Raw genomic sequence first — 20806 nt, 5'->3', positions numbered from 1 at the left:
GCCGAGGCTGTTGCACTTCCGTTATTGGATCGTGCGTCTGACACATTGGAAGGTTCTCCCGCGAAGCCCCATCATGCGGCAACAACTGTTGACCGCGAAGACGACCGTGCTCCTGGCAAGTTCATCCCTACTACGCTTTAGGCCTTGCAATCTGGCCCGCTATTAGACGACAGCCAAGGGACCTCGTCCGGTTCCTGATGGTGTCGAAAATAGTCGGCGTCGAACAGCAGGTCGGCGCGAACGACTGCATCGTTTCTGAGTTCGATGACGAACTGACCGCCGGGTGGAGTTTCGGTTTGCGTGGAGGCGATCATGCGATCGAACCAGGTGCGAGCTGCGGCCAGCGCGACACCGTAGCCTGACCCATAAACCGCGTAGAGCGTCCAGCTAATGGGGTGGCCAGCGGCGCCGAAATGAAAGGTGATCTCCATATAGGTGGCTCCTGAATTGGTGTTTCGAAGAGGAGTGTAAGGCCCGCGGCCCGAAAGCTGCTCGGAGGCCCGCAACCGGTCTCGGATAAGTTTGATCGCGATTGTTCATCGGTCGACGCAGGCTTTGCGTCCGCTTTGGGCGTGTGCGCGGGAGGTTCGTCAGCCGCGTGGGTGTTCTTCGCGGGGATCCAGATCAAAGGTCCGCTTGCGCCCTCCCCCTCTGCTCGGGGGACGGGTCGTCCGCCCGAAGGGCGGTGGAGAGCGAAATGATCTCATGGGGCGTATCGTTGGCTTACCGCTTGTCCGCAGCCGGGGGCGCGCGGTGGTGTGGCACATGCTCCGATCCGCGCCCGACAGAACGCGATCAGGTCGGAAAATCCGGGTCGAGGATGTAGCTTCCGCCCCTGCCGGCTACGGCGATCGGCTGCCGGCGTAGTGCTATGATGAACGTCCGGAACCGGATACGTCCTCTTAGCAACCAGTAAAACGCGTTCGATGCATATCTTATCGTCCAGATCATGAGCTGCTCCATCCATGCTGATCAGAAGAGGCTCAGCTGCTGTGGGCGCTGGGAACGGCCGGACGGTGGGGCGCTGACGCGTGTAATGACGGCCGGTTCCGGCGGCATCTCGGCAAGCGCCTTCGCTGCCGCTTCGGCGTCGCGGCAAGCCAGTCTCGCCGACCATCCACCGAGAATATGCGCGGGCGTGTGCCAAGCTTCTCGCATTTCCAGCGACAGTGAGTCGCCAACAAACACGACTGCGGGAATATGCAGCAAGGCGAACTGGATGTAGGCCATTTGGGCGACGTGACGATCGATATCGACGGCAGTCACATGAAGATGCCGTTGATAGTTGATGTCGCGCGCGCGCATGGCCTCCGCGAGAGCGATGACCATCGCGCCGGCGCCGCACGCCGGTTCCATCGCGCTTACGAAGCCCTTGCGTTCGATCCGCTCTCTTATTGCATCGGCGTCGCTAAGCGTCACTTCGGCCATCATTCGACAGACCGGATACGGCGTGAAGAACTGTCCCTTGTCGGTGCTCCCTAACTCGAGATCCATATAGATGGCGCCGAGCGCATCGCTGGGCTCTTGTTCGAGCGCCATGACGATTTCGGCGAATACCTGCGGAAACACGTCGACTATCTTGCGCTCATAGGCACCGACGATCTCGAGATAGCGTCTCTCGCGCAATTCCCGGTTCCGGATGTCCACGCTGTTGGAGACGGAAATTGCGGCCGCTTCCATGCAATCACGGAACAGCGCGTGGAGATTATGGTGATAGGCGGAGGAGCGCAGCAGCTTGCTGGCGGCCTTGATGTGCCTCTGATGTGGTGTCATCGCGCGTTCCCGGCCGGCAAACGCACGACATCGGCCACCCATCCGGATCGGGCGGGCGTGACGTGTCGTGCGGGGCGGCATTCGGTGGATGGATCTCGGCGGCTGTCGAGATGGCGTGCGGACGGGGAAGATAGGGCGATGCTATCCGCTTTGGGGAGGGGGCCCGCTGGCCTTTCGGATCGCTACGCGGGCATAGTGAACCAATGCCTCCCGCGCCTTCGCGCTGCTTGTCTCACCGTGGAGAGGATCGCCGCAGTGAAGCCAGCGGCCATCGTGCCGGACCTCGAAATAGGTGAGACTGCGGCAGCCGGGACGTCGTGAACTGCTAAGACGAAGCGTCAGGCCCGCGATTTGAAGCTCCCTGCCGCGCCCGGTCACTATACCGGCTCCGGTGTCGCACCTGGCACGCTTGCCACCGGTTCGGGCAGGGCAATGACCATCAGCTGCAGCGCGCTGAACAGTTGCGTCGACGCGAGGCGCTCGTCGTCGAGATGGACGAACACGCCGACGGCAGACTTGAAGCGAACCTCGCCTTCGTGGTCTTTGAAGCGGGGTGGGTCGATGATGCGCACGCGCGCGCCCACAACGGGTTCGCACAGGATTGCCGGTGCGCCATCGGCGGCGACCCAGCGCACGAGGTCGTCGCCATCCGCATTGCACGCCTCGCAGAAATCGCCGACAAGCACATCTGCCAGCGTCCATCGTCCGGTATCGGCGTCCCAGCGCGCGCAGGCGTCCCGGACGATTCGGTCATTCGCACAGTAGCGGCATGCCGGCTTCAGCGAGAGAGGGAGGTCGGCATTCGGAGAAAGAGCGATCGGCTCCGCCCGCGCCAACGCCAGATCAATCGCGCCTCGGGCGGCGTCGTAGATCGCGTGGCAACGAGCCTCGTCATCGAGCGCGTCCGACGCTATCGTGGCGCAGGCCATGCGGATGTTATCCTCGGTGATATCGGTCCGCGTCACCCGCTCGTCGACGCGGAGAATATCGTCGATCGTCGAGCGCACATCCGCCTCGACCGGTGAGATGATCCGTGTGTTCGGAGCAGGCGGCCAAGACCGATCGAGCAGGTCGACTTGAAGATCGATAAGGCACTCGTCGAGCGATTTGGCCGCGAGTTGGTCTGCGGTGACGACGGTGGCGATCCCGCCGAGCGCGTGGGGATAGCGCCCGATATCGTCGCAGGTATAGCCAGCGACCACGGCAATGTGGTCGAGTTTCTCCGAGCGTCTGACGATATCCTGAAGCAACCATTCCCAGGCTGTGATGCTGAGATCGAACCCGACATGTGGGCCGTGGTCCGTCGCAAGGTCGAACGTCGCTCGCAGCACGTCCAGCGCGGCGGGGGATTGGCCGTTGGTCTGTTGGACGGCGGTCCGGAGTTCGGCAAGCGTGAAGGCAACGCGCTCGCGGAGGCCGGCCTGGCTATGGAAGTGGATACCGTGCTCGTCGACGCGGTGGTCGAACATTGCGGTGAGCAGGAGTCGCTCGAGCGGTGTCAGATCCTGCTGCGGGATGGCTGGAAGGATAACGATTTGGGATTGGAAGTCGGTCATGATGGTTTCCTCCTGTCAGAACCACCGGCCCCCCTCCCCCTTCCCTTTCCCGTCGGCGCGTCAGCGCCTGGTGCGGGATCGGGCGCAAAGAACAATTCGGCGACAATGACGTTCGATCGGAAGGAGAATGCTGCCAGCTAGGCGTTCCCCGCGTTGCACAGACCGCGACATGTCATTGCTCCTCGCGCAACGCGGCGTAGATTTCCTCGCGGAAGAGACGAGCGACCTGGATACCGGCATCCCAGAAGTGGTTGCCGGCGCGAAGTCTTGCGGAGACCGAGAGCCCTTCATCCAGGGTGCGCCATGTGCCGACGCTCGTCCAAAGGCCGTGCGGCGAGAACTCAAACCAGAGCCGCCGGCCGAGCTGGTTGCACCTCATCTCGAACGCCCAGCGACCGTCGTCCGCGCGTTCCGCTCGGACTTCATTTCCCGCGTAGAGGCCCGGCATGAGCCGCTTCATCGTCTCGCCGTAACGCTGCATGAAAACATCTCCCGATCGGCGAACGCGTTTCCCTGCCCGCTTTTGTCCCGCCTGCGGACCGACGCATCATTCCGGTCCGTCCGGGTGGGAGAGGACGTCCAGGAAAGGTGCCTCAACCAATTCGACCTTCTGGACCCGTTCGCGCGGGGTCATATCGAGGCGAAGGTAGAAGCCGAACGCGCTTTGGCGGACGATTTCGCCTTCCCGCCCCTTGAAGCGATCACCCCCGATCCGCGGGCGTTCGAGGATTCGCGCGCGCGCACCGATAACCGGCGGGAGCGGCGCGGGCGTCGGTTCGAGCGGTTGCCAATTGCAAAGATTGTCGCTTTCGGCGCCGCAGCTGTCGCATGTTACGGAATCATACACGGCCGTCAGGCTCCAATCCTGCAGGTCCTCGTCCCATCGGGCCGTGGCATCACGCCCGATATCTTCGCTTCCGCAGTCCCGGCAGACAGGCTTTACAGGGTCGCGGACTCTGGCCGTGTTCGCCGCATCGCTTGGGCGACTGCCAGCATCGATGCATCTTGCCAGCTCGTCGCGCTCACGCAATAGGGACAGCAAGGCGGCCGCGGCCTGCCGCAGATCGGGGGCGGTCCGGCTCTCGGGTCCGAACACCTTGGCGAATTGTTCGGCCTTGGCGAGAAGGGTATCCGCAATAGTCCCTATGTGCTTCGATTGGAGCGTCGTGGCTGTGCCGGAAGGTTCCTCGGGCATGAGATTCTCCTGTGATTGTGAGGGGCTGACAACCGATCTGCGCGCGGCGACGCCCTAGTCGGGCGTGTTGCAGGTCGGACAATGTCGCTACGGCGAGGCGCGGCCATTGCGCGTCGGGTCAAGAGTGGCCGGCGATGTCGTCCATGGGCGGAATGACGCGAAGCTCGACGTCGCGGCCGAGCATGTCGATGAAGCGGGCGGTCTCAGTGAGGAGGTCGCCACGATCAAGGAACGTCTCGGTCGTATAGGCGCCGCGTGCGAGCAGATTGGGATCGGTCCCTGCAAGCGATGCGTAGGGTCGCGGCCAGTGGCAGAGCAGCAGCCACGGCCAACCCGGCGCAGGCGGCGCGAGTTCGAAAAATGTGATCGCGCTTGCTTCCCGGTTGCTCGGCCGGTGATCGAGTAGGTCGGGCGCAACGAGATTTGGGCGATCCGCGTCGAGAAATGATTCGAACTCGGTAAGTTCGTCGTTCGTCTCGATGATCACGGGATAATAGCGGCCTAATGCCAGACTGCGACTGCCAAACGGGGCGGGAATATCAATTACCATGAGCGCGGGTGCGGTGATTAGCGGTAGCGAATAGAGACGCCGACGGGCGGCAAGTTGATCGGTAAGACGCATGGGCGTTGTCCTGGTATGAGGGACGGTGATCCGCAAAGGCATCGGAGCATCATAAAGGCGAGCGCCCCTCCGCTCCCCCTTCCCTCACCGGCGGCGCGTCAGCGCCTGGAGCGGATGCGGCCGATCAGCGGGGATACGCGGCGGGCGCATAGTGTCGTGCGCCGCACAAGCAGACGCCGTCATTGCCCGGTCCGCCATCGCAGATCATACAGATGCGCCGGTCAGTTGCCGTCGATGGGTCATGATCTACCGAGCGGGTGGTTGCGGGTTCTTCCAACGCGCGCTCGGCGAGGAACATGGCAAGGCACGTCGCAGCGCCATGATCCGCGGCGGAGGTGACGCACGCGCGCGCCAGGCGAGTCCATGCCGCCTTGTCCATGTGGCTGCCCGGCAAGCGATAGTCCCAGTTATCCGGTCCTGTCGCAATCGTATCGCTGGTCCCGGACAGCGCGCCGGCCGGCAGGAGAGCTTCCGGATCAAAGGCGAAAATGTTGGCGGCATCATACTCAGCTTCGCTAAGCGCGACGGTCAAAACCGGGAGCTGGGAAATGAGGTCGAGGTCTGTTTCAACCTGCGCTTGGCGGCTTGTCACCTTGTCGGGCATGATCCGGGCTCCTTTGTCTGGACAGCGAAGGCCTGGGCGCGACGGCGCTATCGGGCTTCGCGCGATCGCTGGGGCGGTCAGGTGAAGTGGACCTGCGAGCTGGGCCTCAATCCTCACCGTAGAGCATGATCGTGATGACGCGCACGGTGATCGAAGCGTTGGCCGGATCCTCCGATCCGAATTCGAGCGCGGGATCATAATAGTCGATCTTGAAGTGGAGGCGGTGGCCGTCGACGTAGATTTCGGCTCGGTCGCGCTCGGGCGATTCCTTGGTGAATGTCGCTTCGCGGAGCGCTTTTTGGAGCTTGGCTCGAGCCCATATCAGCTGGAGTTGGGTATTGTCGGGTGCCAGAGTTGCAAGACAAGTGGCAGTAACGACATGGCGCGTCGTCGGGTCATAGTGCCAGCGGGCATTATCGTTGAGGCGCGCGATCTTCTCGGTGCGTGGGATAGCATTCGTCGAAGCCATGGGACTTCTCCATTTTAGTCGAGTTGAAAGGGTGCGGTCCGCCTCGGCGGATGCTGTTCAAGCCGCGACAGCCGCGGTGTCGGTCTGCTGTGCCCACATCCAGTCCGCCGCCTGCTGGGCTTTGCTGGCAGCTGTGAAGATCGCGCGGGGATCGTCTTTTAGGGCCTCCAGCCAAGAGGCTACGTATGCGGCATGATCGGGTCGCGGATGGTGGGCAATGCCGAGGTCGGCGAGCACAAACGACGCGGTGAGCTCGGCGCAGGCTTCTTCGATGGGCAGCCAGTTGTGCGCGAACCGATCTTCGAAATTGCGGTCGAGCCGGTGCTTCGCCCCGGTCGCGTGCGCGCACTCATGCAAGGTCGTACCGATCTGGGCCGCGGCGTCGCGAAACGCCGAGAAAGGCGGCATGAAGATTTGATCGACATCGATCCTGTAGTGGGCGTCGTAGGCGCCTTCGGTGATCGGAATCTTCAATGCCGCGATGAAGGCCTCGGCATCCGCAAGGCGCTCGCTTTCGGGTAGCAAGGTCGCCGGTTCCGGTTCATATCCATCGACCTGCGCTGCGTTGAACACTGTGAACGCGCGGGCGAATACGCGGCTGCGTCCTTCCTCGCCTTCGTCATGATCGTCTTCGGCGCGCGAGGCAGCCTCCTTCCATAGCACGACGGTCGCGCCGCGTTCACCTTTGCGGACCTGGGCGCCCGCGCCCTGCCATTGGCGATACGTTCCCCAAAGGCCGCTGGCGTAGCCTCGCACCTCGGCGGTGATCCAGAGGGCGAGCACATTGATGCCGCGGTAGCGCCGACGGGAAGCGAAACTCTCCGGTCGGGTGACAGCGCCGCCGCTGTGATGCCAGGGCATGTGCCAGGTTCCTGCGCCCGCTTCGATCGCTGCGATGATTTCGGAGGTGATGCGGGTGTAGACGTCGGCGTGGTCAGCCGAGGCGTTTGATCGGGTCATGGGGATTCTCCGCGAGGGCGAAGCGGTGCAATCCCGCTCCAGCAGCCCTTCACTCGGCCGATCCCCCTCCTCTTTGCCGCCGCCCGTAAGGGCGGCGTGGCGCTGGGATGAGCGTTACGTCGCTCATGATCTGGCTCGTGCTGCGAGCTATTCCGTCCGCGTCACCTGAGCGGCCTTGCGGGCGCGAACGGCGGCGATGAACTTGTCGCGCATTTCGTTGAAGATGCCAGCCGGAAGCAGTCCATAAGCGACGCTCGCGGGATCGCCGGGCCGGGCGAATCGCACATCGGGTCCGGGCCAGATGAAGCGGTTAGCGTCGGTCACGACGATCCAGGACCGCGCGTCGTCGAGGCCGAGACGCTTCTTCGTGTCGTGGGGCAGCTCGACGGCAAGCCGCTCATCGCGCGGCGGCGTGTGGGTGACGGGCAGAACAGTGACGAGCGGCCCGTCATCCTCGTCATCCTGCGTGACGAGGATGATCGCACAGGGGCGATCCTTGCTGCCTTCTTCCTGTCCGCGATCGGCCTCCTCGCGCCATAGGAAAGCGTAGCGGAGCACAAGCCCCGCTACGGGCGTCGGGAGCGACATCGTCAGTTTCGTTCGTCGTCGAACGCCGCTGCCTCGGCGGGCGCCTCACTCGCGGCGATCGCGGCGATGTCCGTCTCGGTGAAGTCGTCGAGACCCATCACCCGCCGCTCGCGCCGCTTCAGGCGCCGAAATTCGTCCGCCGACATCAACACCAGGCTGTCGCGGCCGTGATTGGTGATGGTGACGGGCTGTCTCAGCGCCGCTTCGCGATAGCGCCCGAAGCCCTTCTGAAACTCGACCGATGTGATGCTCAGATTGGCCATGCGAACCTCCAATCTCCGTATAATCCAAATTATCCGGATTTTCAATGTGCCGTGTCAACTACGGTCCGGCTTATACAGTGTTCCACCAGGAGATGCTCACAGGTCGAGGTTCGTCAGCCGCGCGACATAGTGATTGCTGCACGCGCGATCGCGTCCGAGATGTTCGCGGCAAGCCTCGACGATGCGATTCCAGATATGTTCCGGCATGTCGGAGTCGCTTCCCTCGCCGTTGAGGCTCGGATCGACGAGCACGATGACGTCCGACCATTCGTCGATCTCGCCACCGTCATGCCAGGTGAATTTGTGGTCCCCGTTGGCAAGCCATTGCTGAAAGGCGGGGTCCACGAAGAATTCGGGGGCGTTGATGACGATGCCCCGGCAAGGCTGGATGTCCATGTTTAGCTCCTTGTCGATTGAGATGTGGGAATGGCGGCGCAATCGCGGCACAACCTCAACGATATTCCTCGGGTATATCCTCCTCGACGCCCTGCCAGGCGATCCGGTCGCCTTCCCAGACGGTCACGAACCCGCCGCGTCGGGGGATTTCGATCGGCGGCCGCGGCTTTGCCTCAAAATTGAGGCAGGAGAACTCCGCGACCGTGGCCGAGAAGGCGAGCGGCTTGTTCGGTGCCATCTTGACCCGGTCGCAGGCGCCGGACGGCCGCTTCACGCGGCGGCGAGACAGGCCGAGACGGAAATATTCATAGGCTCGTTCCTCCCACTCGGATGGGGGCGACCAATGCCGGCACCACCGGCATGTCCGAATGGTCGAGGGAGAATCGTCGTCGAGCGGCGGCCCGCCATTGTGTCCGATGGGAGGGTCGCCGCTCTTCACGATCAGGCCCCGGAGGTCGTGGTCAATTGTGTCGGTGATTGATCCGGGACGATGGATCGGCTTTCCCGCTCAAGCCGGGCAATGATGCGCTCGGCCGACCGGATTCCGCCGGCGTCGTCCGCCGTCGCAAGCCACACCGACAGCGGTGTTCTGGTCTTGAACAAAATGTCGCGCTCGATGCCGAGGCCGAGGCCGACCGCGAGGCCCTGCAGCTCGCTGTGGCTGAACGTGCCATATTCGACGCAGTCCAGGTCAAGATCGGCAATCCCCCAGAGAGTATCGCCGTCCCCATCGAGATGGGTGGCGAGCCAGACGCCGGGTCCGAGTGGGTTGAACAGCTTTGCCACTGGGACATGGTCGGCCTCGGGATCGCGACCATTGGCTTCTAGCTGCGCGCGGATTTCGGGGGTCAGGAGGATCATGCCGCCCTCCCGACAGGTTCGGCACCCGCCCCTTCCTCGCCGACGATCTCGACGACGGCGTTCAGATAGCGATTGTTCGCCATCCAGGCTTCGGCCGCCGCCATATTCTCTGCGAGATGGTGGAGTTCCTCGCGTTTATCATCGCGGGTTAGCACGCGAACCATGCCCGGTGCGGGCCGCTCGATCACCTCGAACCGCAGCTCGGTCGTGACCGTCATGGTCTGGTTCACGATTAGGGCAATCACGCCGCCAGAACCATAGTTGGCGAGGTGGAGCGTGAAGGTTGCGGGGTAGCGCGAACCGGCCGTCGAGTTGTCGAACGATTTCTCGATCAGGCGGCCGGTGCCGTTGCGGTTCTTCCATGCGGACAGCTTGCGCGTGAAGCGGGCGGGCGGGCATGGCTCGCCGTCGAAGTAGCGCAGGAGCGTGCCGAGGGGAACGGACGTCAGGACAGCTTGGCCGTCGAGCACGATTGCAGGAGCGCCGCCCGCGGCGGACGGCGTGACAATGTCGGTGGACATGATGGGGTCTCCAAAGAGGGGCGAACGATGGCGGCCCGGCGCCTCTTTTCCACCGGGCTGCCATCGCCTCCCCCCTCTCCTTTGGCGCGCCGGTCCCTGTCCGGGACCGGCCGCCGCATAGTCAGTCGCTCAGTTCGCCGTCCGCGATCGATTCAATCCAGCCTGCCGCTTCGTCGAAGTCGGCATCGTCGTCTTTCACGAGCCGACCGAGTGCGACGGCGCCATCGCGACCGAGTTGACCGAGGCGTTGAAGGGCCGCGAGAAGCACCGGGGCCAGAGCGTCGGGTTCGGCCCGTTGAATGTCATCGATGTTCATTGGAGGTCTCCGTTCGTGGGTTGAGGACGTCGCATCACGGCGGCCGGGGCACGAACCGCGCCGACAGGCCGAATTTCGACACCCTCTCTCGCCCCCTCCCCTTCAAATGCGGCGGCGACAGTCCGCCTGGTGTTTACGGGCGGGTAGCCGGTCTCACTCGATGTCGAGTTCTTCAGCGACGCCGAGCGCCCTCAGCCGATCATGATCCTCGATCCGAACGATCTCATAGTCGTCCGAACGCCCGGCATCGCCGCCGCGCCACAGTTCGTCCAAGGTCATCCACCAGCCGTCAGGCCAGATCGCGATGTCGTCGGGATGATACTCTCGCTTGGGATTGGCCATTGGTGCGCCTCCAACTCCCGGGAGTGATTTCCCGAGATTGCCATACCAAACTCTCCCCCATCTCTCTCTCGGCGGCCTCGCCGCCTGCACGAAGATGGCGCCGAGCCAAGGCGTTCAACCGTTTTCGCTGTCCAGCAGCTCCGCGGCCCAGCTCGCGATCCATTGTTCGGTGATCTGGTCATGCGCGATCTCGCCGACCTCGATGAGGCTGCGTATCTCGTCGCGTGCCACCGCAAGCGCTCTTTCCCAGCCCGACGACGCAATCGTGGGCGATGGGAGGAGAAGCTGGTGCTGGAAGTCGGCACGCCCGTATTTGACCCGCTGATGCTGTGAGATCGTCCACCGATCCATGTGGTCGGCGACCAGGACATCGGTCTTTGAGGATCGTGCCGCATGCGCCTCGCGCCGTGCCGCAACGCCATAAGCGGAGGAGTCGATGCTCGCGATCCGGTCGGCTAGCGGAGCGAGATGCGAAAGTGCCGTCCCTTTCACACCGAACCCGTGCAGACGGATATCGCGTGGCAGCGCCCGGTCGAGGGCGCTGAACACGGCAAGAAGACCTTCCGGACCATGGACGGGCCGGCGGCACATCGAGCCGATTCCGATCACCGCGCTGCCGCGCAGGAGCCCCGCGACGCCATCGAGGCAGCGAAGATAGTCATGCGGCGTTCGGCCTTGGAGAACCGGCATGAAGTTGTCGACGATGCCAGCGTCGAGACCCCGTGCGTGGCACGCATGATTGAGGGCGATCGTGCGGGAGAGCCGGTCGAGCACTTCGTCCCGGTCATGGGCGATCTCTTGCTCGGTGCAGAGGTCGAGGCTTGCCCATCGTCGGAACGGATGGCTGGCGGCGAGCGCGACATAGTCGTCAACGGACCAGGGCAAGCCCCGGTAGCGGGACGCGAGCACGAACCCCGCGGAATCGAGGTCGAGCGATGCGAGCCCCGCTGCGTTGGCGAGTGGATTGAGGTTCCACCCGCGCCAGACAGGATATCCGGCGCGGCGATCCCACCGCGAGAAGGCGTTGGCGGATACGAGGACCGGATAGCCGCGGGCGCGGGCGCGCTCGAGTAGCGGGCCGTTTCTGAGGTGGGGCAATCCGATGACGATTTCGATCGTCGCGCGGGTCGATTGCGACATTGGAGTGCTCCCTTGGGTCACTGACGCACGTCCGACCCGGCGGCAGACGCTTGCAACCGGACGCGGATTGGCGCGTAATAGGGTCGCAACCGGCAAGCCGGAGACGAAGCGGTGCAACATCAGTCGATGGTCGATTTCGAGAACTGGGCGGCGCTCTATGCGGCGACGGCGGCCTGCTGCGTGATCGCCGCGATGGCGGCCGCGATCGCCGTTGGTGTGGAGCTGTATCGCGAGCGGGCGTGGAACGAATTCAGCACGGCGCGCGGCGCGATCGGATTCTTGCCGCGCACGTGGTGGAGATGGCAGCGCCGCTATCTGCTCGCGACGCCGATGATCCTAATGATCGTCATCGCCTTCGGCGCTACGCTCGACTGGTAACCCGGAGTGCGCCCGGCGACGGGGTGTTCTAGATCAGTCAACCGTATCGGCGATGGCGAGTGCGCCATCGAGCCGCGCGGTGAGCAGGCCGCGATCCAATTCGGTGGGATCGATTGTGATGACCGGCGCGATCGTCGCCATTCGCGGATGGGTGGCTGCCTTCGCGTTCTCATATTCGACGGTCTCGAATCCGAGTGCTTCGACAATTACGGATCCTATTGTGCCGGTTTGCCGCGACACGCTCTCCACAAAGAAGTCCGGGCGGCAACTGCCGAGCGGGGTGAGTGTATCGAAGACCGGCTTGACCACGCGGCAGTCATGGCCGCAGCCCGCGAGGCGCCGCTGGTAGCGCAACAGTTCGGCGGCTGTCGCCCGTTCGAAGGCGGAATCAACGGGAACGAACCAGCGGCCCGAGCAGATGGGCTGTGCATACGCGCGCAGTGGCGAATAGCCCTTGGCTTCGGGCATTTGACCGACGACGATCAGCGCCAGATACGGGCCCTCGACGCGCCTGCCGTGGACGGACGGCGATATCACCTGGGTCGCGACCGGGATCGGATCGGACCCGGCGGCTATGACTTGATCGCCACGCACCTCGTCGGCGAACACCAGGAGAAAGCCCTGTGGCTGATGCCCTCGCGGCCAGGTACGGGCTTGCTCACGCAGGCCGGCGAAGAGGCGCCGGCTGTGATAGGCGCGGCCATGCGTCCAGAGGACACGCGCAAGGGCGATACCGGGGGCAACTTCGATATGCTCGGCTGCCGCCATGATCGCCCGGAACTCGGTGGCGATACTGCGCTCCGGCGCGTCGGCGGTGGGTGGCGGCATGATATTGCGCGCGGAGAGGTCGAGCAGGCGCCAAAGCAGGCGTGCCAGGCGGGGCACAGAGCGGTTGTGCGTGCGCTGTGCGGCGTTGTCTACGACCGGTTGCTGCGCCAAGCGCTCGGGTGCTGGCTTTAGCACCGAGAAATAGCCGTCGGGGCGCTCGAGGACGGACAGCCGCTCCTTCTTGCCGGGCCTGATGATCGCCTGCTCGCGGAAGAAGGGGCAGGATTCAAGGTGCTCGGGCCGTTTCGCAGCCGTAAGCCGCCGGAGATAGTAGGTCTCGCTCTCGCTCAGATAGGCGGGTGTCAAGATCGGGGGGTCACATTCGGCGCCAAGGCAGTCGCAGGCGATCCATTTCTCACCGATCCGTGCTTGCTGCACCAAGACGATGCTGGCTTGCTCGTCGGCGCGAACGCCCTCCCCCACATACCAGCGAACCAGTGCCTGGCGGACGGGTTCGGGCAAGGTTATTCGAAATCCTAAGCGCCCTGGCGAGTATCTGTCGATCAGCCACATGGCCGGTGCCCAAGCCTTCCAGGCGCGCGGTCGGCTTGCGGAACGACGTAAAGCGCAAACAGTGCGGTGCGGTAGGCAACCTGCCGATCGGAATGCGTGATGCCCCGCGGGATCGACCCTATCTTCGGGGCAAAATGAGGTTGACGTCAAGCCGAACTCGCTCGCGCTGACTTTGAGTTTATGGCCGCCATGGCGCAACAACTCTTGCTCGGCACATGTTGTTCACTGTATGTTCAGAGCAATCATTCATTTCGGATTTGCATCATGACCTTTGCCCAGGAACATCTCGAACCCATCGATCTCGACATCGTGCTGACCGATGCGTCGACCGATGCCGCAATTCGGCCGGAGCGGCGTGCGATCGCTGCTCTCTCGATCGGCGTCGGCGCCAATGACGCTTTTTATTCGGTGCTTGAATTGGAGGACGTGCTGTCGAGCATCGCCAAAGGCATCCCGGGCGGCCGTGCTCGCCTCTCGACCGTTCTTGGCAATCGTTGCGATGATTATCAGCGCGCAATCTATTATGCGCTCGCCGGCCGAGGCGCTACGGCGATGATTGAGGATCTGGTCTGGCTCCTCGAAGTCCTCGGGGCTCGCGGCACGGTCGATGCAGATCATCCAGTGAAAGCGCCGATTTCGCCTTATGTTTCGTCCCAGGCGGACGGTCCCGTTGGTGTGTTCCCCGAGGAATTCGCGTTGGGCCCGTCGTGGCAGACCAAGTTGGATTAATCGGGGATTCTCGCGCGTGAGGCGTCCGCCTTCGTGCATCAATCCGCAATGCTCAACACGATTTCATCTGTCGGTTTTGGTGAGGTCGTGACCCGGAATGGCTGGTCTGGAAGGCCAGTCCTGATGATGGCGAGGTGACGAACGCCCGCGTCCGCACGGCGACAGGCGAATTCGTGCGCCTTGGCGAAGCCGTTGAGGCGGGCGGCGGGGTCAATCTTCTGTCGCATCGGAATGATCCGGTCTTGCGTGGTGAAGTGAGCGGCGGCGAGGTTCTGCGGCCGAAGGGGTTTGGGCTGTGGGGCTCGGCTTTTGACTGTCAGGCCTCTTTGAGCGCACGCCCCGTCTGCCCTATCAGGAACGGAGATTTCCGGCTCCGCCACCGTGATGGCGTCCTCGACCGTATGCGCTTCGGGTGCTTCTTCGGATGTTTGCAAAGGATCGCCGTCCGCGGCGCCGAGGCGCATCTCCACGGGCACCCAGCTAACAGCGCCTTGCTGGATCTCCAGTTCGACGATCGCTTTGTCTGCGATCCGCCGTTCGCAGGTCGTGCTGAGCTCGGATTTCTGTCCGGCGTTGAAGTTTGGACGCGGAGATGGCTCGCGGGATGGCGCTGTGATGGCGGTGCTCAATCTCGCGCGTCTGATTTTCTGGTCGGCAACAACTTGGTCAGCGATGTGTTTATCGCCGTCATGGATAAGGGCGGCCTTCGAATCGGCGGGTTCGCCTAGGTGGGGCATAGGGGGGCTCCGTAAACAACCGCTGGCATTGCGGCTCGGAGTCTCTACCCCCCTCCCCTCTTGAGCCGGCGCTTGCGCCGTGGAGCATCGTTCTGCCTTTGTTCTTTCAGTGCTTTCGGCTGGTGCGTGCGCTTTAGCTGGTGTGCTTCGCTCAAGGCTGGAACCCTTATCCCCCTGTTCCTCAAAAATAATGATCTCAAATCGAGCGTTAGAGAGGTTTATTCTAGGGTTACGGAGTTACGTGGCGTTCGCTTTGCGAGTCGCGGTCCGGAAACGGGCGAGTCGCGATCTTTGGGGTGTTCCTGATGTGTCGGCGAATCGTTCTCGAAGTGTCGATCATGCCGTTCCCGAAGTGTCGATAGTGCGTTCCTGAAGGGTCGAACCTGGTTCCCGATGTGTCGATGGATGGTGCGTCGATGGGGGCAAATCGTGACGATTGAATCATTTCTGCTCGGGAATGCCCAAATGACGTTCAGCCCGCGTCGATTTGAGCGGTGTTTATGTCGCATTGGAGTCATGCAGGTCGACCGGTGCGCGTTGGACACGACACTTCGGGAACGCTGAGGGAGGTTGTTCGTGGATTCGTGAGGTGCGGCTCGACCGCGGTTACCGGCGCAGCGTGTGCCGGTTGTCGCGGTCATATTTGCGCACGAAGCCGATGAAGGCATTCTGGTAATTGGCCGGCGTCCGGCTTGGATCGGCGTCGATATATTCGCGGAAAAGCCCGTGAAGATTATGATAGTCCCAGCCCGGGCATTCATTGCGGAGAAGAGTGAGCGTAGCGTCGGTGACCTCTCCGGTCGTGACGCGCGTTGCCAAGCTGGTCACGGTGCGGCGCACGAGGCGCGTCATGTCGGCCATGTCGAGCGGGGTGTCATTAGCGGAGTCGGGTGCGGTCGCAGCGAGTATGCGCGCGCGGGTAGCAGGTTTGGCTGGCGCCAGCTCGGGAGTGGCAGCAGCCGGCTTCAATGTTTTGCTGGCACGCGGCGTGCTCGTGAGTTGAGCATCGGTTCGGCGAACCATGCGGAGGTGTGGTTCGCGCTTGCCGGGTGGTTGCTCAAGAGTGAGCGCGTAGCCGGGGAGTTCGTTGCGGTCGACGATCTTCGCGATCTCAAACTTGAAGCGGCGATATTGTCCCTCGGCGCCCGATTTCTCGAAGAGCGTCGGTAGGCTGATAGCGAAGCCGCCCTCGCCTGCCCCGCCCGCATGTTTGCGTGCGACGCGATAGAGCCAGCGTTCGCGCCCCCCCGAGATCTGGAAATAGGCCCGGTCGATTGAGAGTATGCCGCCCGACATGAGGACGCCTTCGTAGAACCAGCTGGAAAGCTCGATCGTCATGCCGCGCGAGCGCTCGGTGCGTTCGTCCACCAGCTGGGTCCAGCCGTCGAGCCAGTTGAAGGTGGCTTCACGGCGGTTTTCGGCGCGGATATTGGTCTTTACAGTCGTCGAGACGAGCCGGTCCAGCGTCTGGCCGAGCAGTTCATAGGAGCGGCCTGTCGTGGGGCGACCGATCGCGCGCAGCAGGTCGAAGGGCATGATATGGAGCTTGCGCGGGATGTCGTTGAGGCCGCGGCGCTGCATGTCGGCGAGCGTGGATGCGCAATAGATCAGGATATCGGCGTCCCAGATCGTTGCCATTCCATATTCCGGATTGGCCGAGACATGCACCCAGGTTTTGCCGTCGGGCGAGTGATAGTCGATCGGTTTGATCCGCTTGCTCTTGGCCAGTGAGAAGAAGGGGCGTTCCATCATCTCGCGCTGGTCGCGCAGCGGCAGGTCCTCGATGTAAGGGAGGAACAGGTCGAACTGGTCGCTGAAGTAAGTTTTGTTGGCGCGGCTCACAGGCGCTCGTTTTCCTCCAGATATGTATCAGGGCAAAAGTTTCTTTGAGGAAACTTTCCTGAGTTGATCATGGCGATCGTGGGCCGAGCCGCTTCGCGGGCCGGGCAAAAGTTTCCTCGAAGAAACTTTTGATCCCCATCCCGGACCAACATGTTCATGACTGCAATCCGTGGCCGGTCTCGTCCAGATAGGCAAGGGCCTCCCGGAGCGCAGTGACGAGAGCCTCCTCGTTCGCGCCGGAGCCTTTGTGCAACCGGATCGTTGCGCCCTGTCGGTTGACAGAGAGCACACTGAGCGCTTCGCGGCCGAGCTCGCTCTTGTAAACGAAATGGCTTGCTTGGGCGCGTGGCGACGTGGTCGCTGCGAGCAGTCGGCGGATGACCTCGGCCGCCGGGATCGCAGGGGCATTGTCGCGATGGCGATCGGCCTGCTCTCGGGCAAGCCGCTTGGCGGCGTCCCCGATTGCTTTGGCCTTGGTCTTGTCGTCCAGTGCCTGGGCAAGGGGATAGGCGGGGGCAATCTGGATGTCGTCGGGCGAGGCGAATGCGGCCAGCACCGCATCGGGGATCTCGGCGACCTTGAGCATCTTGGACAGCCACCCCTTGGAAACCTTGAGGCGCTCGGCCATCCGAACCTGCTTGCCACCATAGTGGGAATCGAGCGCAGCGCGGTAGTTTCGCGCTCGCTCGATGTCCGAAACATCCTTGCGGGTGCGGTTCTCGATGTCTGCGAGGCGGAAGGCGGCTTCGTCGTCGATATGCACGATATCGACGAGCAGCTGGAAGTCGGGGTAGCTGTTGGCGCGAAGCCAGCTAACCGAGAAATGGCGGCGAGTGCCGAAGATCAGCTCAAGGTCATGATCGGGATCATCCTCGACGCGTCGCGCTACAGCGGGGATACGCTGCGCACCTTCCGCGATCAGCCCGTCGATGAGATCGTGGCAATTTTCCTCGGAGAGCCGGTCGTAGCGGCGTGCGTTGCCCTCCCAGATGCGCACCCGTGCGGGATCGACTACTCGCCGCGTTACCTGCTGAATCTCGCCGCTGGCAATGCGCGCGAGTGCGGAATCGCGGCCAAGTAGCGTCGAGCCGGCCATGCGTGAGACGCGCGCTGCAGGGGCAGGGGGGGGGGCGGTCTCGGTTGCACCGTCAGCCGTCTCCGCGGGAGAAGCAGCAAGGGGTGCCGCCTCGGGTTCGGTGGAAAGCAAGTTGGCTAGATAGGCCTTTTGTCGATTGCCGGCCATTTACTGCCTCCCGTCATGCTGTGCGGCTAGGTCAGACCGCCTCATGGATGATCTCCTGCGGGCTAGCGGGCGAGACTCGCCCCCAGGAGCTGCGGATCAATTGCTCGACCTGGCCGAGCGCTTCGTCGAGATTGGTGCGGCAGCGTTTGTGGGTCTTGGGTGCGCCAATCGGCTTGTCAAGCTCGTAGACGGTCATCATCCGCATCGCTGCATGGCTGATCTCGGCTGATTCAAAAATTGGAACGGGCAACAGGGCAGGGCCGAAAGTCTGCTCCATGATCTGGCGGACCATCTCATGGCTGGGGTCGCCGCTGTTGAACTTCGAGCAAATCAGACGGACGAAATCGAAGTTGACTTCAATGTTGCCGAGTTCGAGCTGTCCTATAACCTGCTCCATCATCGAGAGGAACTGGACGGTCGAGCAGAAGTCGGGCGTGGTCGCCGCGAGAGGCACGAGCAGCGCGTTGGCAGCCTGCATGACGGCGAGGCTGATCGTGCCGAGCGCGGGTGGCGGATCGAGCAGAACGACGTCATAATTGCGCGCGAGGTCTTGAAGTCCCGCCTTGAGCTTGCGGAAGCGGGTGACGAGGACAGAGTTGCCGTCGGCGCCCTGGGCTGCCAGTTCGTATTCGACGTCGAACAGCTCGAGATTGGAAGGGATGATGTCGACATTGGGCCACGGTGTCTTTTGAACCGCGTAAAGTAGATCGGCTTGGGTCGGGTCAATCGAGAGATACGGGTAAAGCGTCTCTTCTCGGCTCACGTTGAAGTGCGGATTGAAGCCGAACAGTGTGGTGGTAGTGGCTTGGCTGTCGCAATCGACGACGAGCACGCGATAGCCGGTGACAGCGAGACTATGGGCGAGGTGGGTTGTGACGGTTGACTTGCCGACGCCACCCTTGAAGTTCTGGACGGCAATGATTGCCGGGCGGTCGTTGGGACCGCGTCTGGGCGAGGCGTCGAGCACCTCACGCATGTTGAGGACTTGGTCGATCGAATAGCCCTGCCGCCGGCCATCGGGAGCAGGGGGGAGGCGGCCGTCTGTCTCGGCTTGCCGGATCCGGTTGGTCGAGCAGCCGAGAAACTGGGCGACCTCAGCGATGCCCCAGGTGACAGTCAGCGTCTTGCGGGTTTCTGGCAAGATCGACTGGTGGCGCAGGCGCTCGACCATCCTCTCGCCCGATGCAGCAAGTTCCGAGATGCGCGCCGCTTCTGAATTCAGTTCGACCATAAATATCCACCCTGAAGCATTTTGACGCTGGGATGCCGCAAATCGCTTCAATCGTCAAATTAAACCGCTAACGACGCGAGGCGCGTGTATGGTCAGGCGGCGAAGGAATGAGCTATATATCAATGGGTTATCGAAACCTATAACCACGGCTTGCCCTGACGAATCTTCCCCGGCTTCAGGCAGGAAAGTCTTGCTGCGGGCCGTTGGAACCCGAATCATGGTTCGCGAGCATGGGCGCTAATGCGGCCATCTCCCTGTCGAACGCTGCGAGCACGGCATCAAGGTCTGGCGCGAGGGCAGGTGCCTTGCGCGGGCGGCCGATGGGAGCCGCGGCATATCCGAAATGGATCGCCAGGTCGGGGACGATATAAACGCGCCACGAGCCCCGCCCGGTCACCTCGCGCACCAATCCTGCGGCCGCTGCCTTGGTGAGCAGCTTGCCGGCCCCGGAAACGGTCAGTCCAAGCATCTGAGCTGCCTTCTCGGGTGAAAGGACCGGGTGGTGATGGAGCAGCGCGAGGAGCGGCATCAGGGCTCCAGGCCGGCGGTAAGCGGATATCGCCTGGACCGAACGCAGCCGATCGACCTCAAGAGCGCTGAGCCGATCGAGGCCGTTGTTCGCGAGGCGAGCGAGTTGGCGGAGCTGCGCCGTGACTGTGCTGGCGGCGTCGAGCCGATCGAAGCGGAACGCCTTGGCGCCGCTCACAAGGCAGGGAAGGGGCGTGACAGTGATACCCAGACGTTGGAGGAGGAGCGGCAGCTGTAACCACGGTCGGGCAGTGCGGTCGGCCCGCGCGTGCTGGCGGGTGATTTCGAGGACCCGGCTGAGGGCAGGGGCGTCCTGCCAGGTGTCGGGCAGGTCGACCGTGAAGGGCAGATCTTCGCGCCAGTGCCGCCCTTTTGCATCGAGTGCTTGCCGCCACGCGGAGAAGCCATCGAATGGATCGTCGACGGACGGGCGCAGCGGCCGATGGGGCAGGGCGACGCCGATCGCCCAGGAGAAAGTATCCGCTTCGTCGATTTCGAGGCCCTGAAGCTGCTGAGCTGTGCTATAACCCGTCCAAGACGCGCGCAGCGACCAGGCTTCGCGCATGGGACTGGCGGAGATACGCGCGTCCAGCCTTGCTATCGCGAGCGAAGTTTCTTCAAGGAAACTTGCCAGGCGCGGGGTCCAGGTGACCGATGTAAGGGCAGGGGAGGCGGCTTTCACGCCTCAATTCTATCCGCTAACGATCTTTCCGTCCATGTTGCTGCTATGCCTAGTGTTGATAATGGATGCTTATCACCACTCTATACAATAGAAAGTCCGTTGGTTATGTTCGCTGCCCGACGGAGGCAGGCGTGGATTTCCCCGATCTCCGTGCCAGATGTGAGATGGATCGAACGAACGCGACTTTATGATCAGGAGCCAAACGTGACCGCTTCCGGACGCCAGGGATCCCCGCGTCGCCAACAACGCGCCACTACCATCCGTTCGGATCGTGCGTTTACGCGCCTGGAACTGCTGACCCGCGACGGGCGCAGCAAGATCGAAATCATCGAGGAGGCGCTCGATCGGATGCCGCTCCCGGCGGAGCGCGATGCGGATCTTTATGACGAAAACGGTTTTCCACGATGATCGTCGACGGGCATCACGCTTCATGCGGCGAGCCGGTCGTGGTGAGACCGCTCCGCCGCCTTCGCCTCATCGGCATCGATC

27 protein-coding genes are annotated in these 20806 nt (G+C 62.9%); 3 read left to right on the top strand and 24 right to left on the bottom strand.

Annotation, left to right across the window (positions count from 1 at the left end):
* Positions 1-137: 137 nt before the first annotated feature.
* From KRZ98_RS16805 to KRZ98_RS16720, 18 genes are all read right to left on the bottom strand, one after another.
* Positions 138-431: a hypothetical protein gene (locus KRZ98_RS16805; RefSeq protein WP_217674586.1), complete on the bottom strand. Its 294-nt coding sequence runs from the start codon at positions 429-431 to the stop codon at positions 138-140.
* Positions 432-972: 541 nt separating this feature from the next.
* On the bottom strand, positions 973-1773 hold the full coding sequence (locus tag KRZ98_RS16800; protein ID WP_217674585.1) for an N-6 DNA methylase: 801 nt from the start codon (positions 1771-1773) through the stop codon (positions 973-975).
* A 377-nt stretch (positions 1774-2150) separates the two neighbouring features.
* Positions 2151-3329, bottom strand: a complete 1179-nt coding sequence (locus KRZ98_RS16795; protein WP_217674584.1) for a hypothetical protein — start codon at positions 3327-3329, stop codon at positions 2151-2153.
* 172 nt (positions 3330-3501) lie between these two features.
* Complete coding sequence (locus KRZ98_RS16790) at positions 3502-3810, bottom strand: hypothetical protein (protein WP_217674583.1); 309 nt, start codon at positions 3808-3810, stop codon at positions 3502-3504.
* 66 nt (positions 3811-3876) lie between these two features.
* Positions 3877-4524: a hypothetical protein gene (locus KRZ98_RS16785; RefSeq protein ID WP_217674582.1), complete on the bottom strand. Its 648-nt coding sequence runs from the start codon at positions 4522-4524 to the stop codon at positions 3877-3879.
* Between the two features lie 118 nt (positions 4525-4642).
* On the bottom strand, positions 4643-5146 hold the full coding sequence (locus KRZ98_RS16780; protein WP_217674581.1) for a hypothetical protein: 504 nt from the start codon (positions 5144-5146) through the stop codon (positions 4643-4645).
* A gap of 124 nt (positions 5147-5270) precedes the next feature.
* Positions 5271-5750, bottom strand: coding sequence for a hypothetical protein (locus KRZ98_RS16775; protein ID WP_217674580.1), 480 nt, complete (start codon positions 5748-5750; stop codon positions 5271-5273).
* Positions 5751-5856: 106 nt separating this feature from the next.
* Complete coding sequence (locus KRZ98_RS16770) at positions 5857-6219, bottom strand: DUF3768 domain-containing protein (protein ID WP_217674579.1); 363 nt, start codon at positions 6217-6219, stop codon at positions 5857-5859.
* Positions 6220-6276: 57 nt separating this feature from the next.
* A complete protein-coding gene (locus KRZ98_RS16765; RefSeq protein ID WP_217674578.1) occupies positions 6277-7179 on the bottom strand; it encodes an ArdC family protein in 903 nt (300 codons plus the stop codon).
* 147 nt (positions 7180-7326) lie between these two features.
* A complete protein-coding gene (locus KRZ98_RS16760; protein WP_217674577.1) occupies positions 7327-7767 on the bottom strand; it encodes a hypothetical protein in 441 nt (146 codons plus the stop codon).
* 2 nt (positions 7768-7769) lie between these two features.
* On the bottom strand, positions 7770-8030 hold the full coding sequence (locus tag KRZ98_RS16755; RefSeq protein ID WP_217674576.1) for a type II toxin-antitoxin system prevent-host-death family antitoxin: 261 nt from the start codon (positions 8028-8030) through the stop codon (positions 7770-7772).
* A gap of 96 nt (positions 8031-8126) precedes the next feature.
* Positions 8127-8426 (bottom strand): hypothetical protein, encoded by a 300-nt coding sequence (locus tag KRZ98_RS16750; RefSeq protein ID WP_217674575.1) that lies wholly within the window; start codon positions 8424-8426, stop codon positions 8127-8129.
* Positions 8427-8481: 55 nt separating this feature from the next.
* On the bottom strand, positions 8482-8700 hold the full coding sequence (locus KRZ98_RS24210; protein WP_254798583.1) for a hypothetical protein: 219 nt from the start codon (positions 8698-8700) through the stop codon (positions 8482-8484).
* Positions 8701-8867: 167 nt separating this feature from the next.
* A complete protein-coding gene (locus KRZ98_RS16740) occupies positions 8868-9287 on the bottom strand; it encodes a DUF2958 domain-containing protein (RefSeq protein WP_217674573.1) in 420 nt (139 codons plus the stop codon).
* On the bottom strand, positions 9284-9808 hold the full coding sequence (locus KRZ98_RS16735) for a hypothetical protein (protein WP_254798581.1): 525 nt from the start codon (positions 9806-9808) through the stop codon (positions 9284-9286). The genes KRZ98_RS16740 and KRZ98_RS16735 overlap by 4 nt, the downstream gene beginning before the upstream one ends.
* 121 nt (positions 9809-9929) lie before the next feature.
* Positions 9930-10124, bottom strand: a complete 195-nt coding sequence (locus tag KRZ98_RS16730; protein WP_217674572.1) for a hypothetical protein — start codon at positions 10122-10124, stop codon at positions 9930-9932.
* Between the two features lie 153 nt (positions 10125-10277).
* The gene (locus KRZ98_RS16725) at positions 10278-10466 is read right to left on the bottom strand and encodes a hypothetical protein (protein ID WP_217674571.1); all 189 of its coding nucleotides are present in this window, start codon (positions 10464-10466) and stop codon (positions 10278-10280) included.
* Positions 10467-10580: 114 nt separating this feature from the next.
* Positions 10581-11606, bottom strand: coding sequence for a hypothetical protein (locus tag KRZ98_RS16720; protein ID WP_217674570.1), 1026 nt, complete (start codon positions 11604-11606; stop codon positions 10581-10583).
* A gap of 126 nt (positions 11607-11732) precedes the next feature.
* Between KRZ98_RS16720 and KRZ98_RS16715 the strand changes: the two genes are divergently transcribed.
* The gene (locus KRZ98_RS16715; protein ID WP_217674569.1) at positions 11733-11984 is read left to right on the top strand and encodes a hypothetical protein; all 252 of its coding nucleotides are present in this window, start codon (positions 11733-11735) and stop codon (positions 11982-11984) included.
* Positions 11985-12017: 33 nt separating this feature from the next.
* Here the strand turns inward: KRZ98_RS16715 and KRZ98_RS16710 are convergent, their stop codons facing one another.
* A complete protein-coding gene (locus KRZ98_RS16710; RefSeq protein ID WP_217674568.1) occupies positions 12018-13325 on the bottom strand; it encodes a hypothetical protein in 1308 nt (435 codons plus the stop codon).
* Positions 13326-13589: 264 nt separating this feature from the next.
* Between KRZ98_RS16710 and KRZ98_RS16705 the strand changes: the two genes are divergently transcribed.
* Positions 13590-14054 (top strand): hypothetical protein, encoded by a 465-nt coding sequence (locus tag KRZ98_RS16705; RefSeq protein ID WP_217674567.1) that lies wholly within the window; start codon positions 13590-13592, stop codon positions 14052-14054.
* Between the two features lie 38 nt (positions 14055-14092).
* On the opposite strand, the gene KRZ98_RS16700 is transcribed toward KRZ98_RS16705, so the two are convergent.
* The 5 genes from KRZ98_RS16700 to KRZ98_RS16680 form a co-directional block, all read right to left on the bottom strand.
* A complete protein-coding gene (locus tag KRZ98_RS16700) occupies positions 14093-14791 on the bottom strand; it encodes a hypothetical protein (protein ID WP_217674566.1) in 699 nt (232 codons plus the stop codon).
* A gap of 606 nt (positions 14792-15397) precedes the next feature.
* Positions 15398-16633: a replication initiator protein A gene (locus KRZ98_RS16695; protein ID WP_217674565.1), complete on the bottom strand. Its 1236-nt coding sequence runs from the start codon at positions 16631-16633 to the stop codon at positions 15398-15400.
* A gap of 154 nt (positions 16634-16787) precedes the next feature.
* Positions 16788-17876, bottom strand: coding sequence for a ParB/RepB/Spo0J family partition protein (locus KRZ98_RS16690; RefSeq protein ID WP_217674564.1), 1089 nt, complete (start codon positions 17874-17876; stop codon positions 16788-16790).
* 31 nt (positions 17877-17907) lie between these two features.
* A complete protein-coding gene (locus KRZ98_RS16685; protein ID WP_217674803.1) occupies positions 17908-19098 on the bottom strand; it encodes an AAA family ATPase in 1191 nt (396 codons plus the stop codon).
* A gap of 184 nt (positions 19099-19282) precedes the next feature.
* Entirely contained in the window at positions 19283-20200 is a 918-nt protein-coding gene (locus KRZ98_RS16680) for a hypothetical protein (RefSeq protein WP_217674563.1), read from the bottom strand.
* A gap of 321 nt (positions 20201-20521) precedes the next feature.
* Here KRZ98_RS16680 and KRZ98_RS16675 point away from each other — a divergent pair, with 321 nt between their 5' ends.
* Positions 20522-20725, top strand: coding sequence for a hypothetical protein (locus tag KRZ98_RS16675; RefSeq protein ID WP_217674562.1), 204 nt, complete (start codon positions 20522-20524; stop codon positions 20723-20725).
* Positions 20726-20806 lie beyond the last annotated feature (81 nt).

It is taken from the genome of Sphingobium sp. AS12 (genome assembly GCF_019097845.1).
Classification (GTDB): domain Bacteria; phylum Pseudomonadota; class Alphaproteobacteria; order Sphingomonadales; family Sphingomonadaceae; genus Sphingobium.
This window is presented reverse-complemented; position numbering and strand designations above follow the sequence as displayed.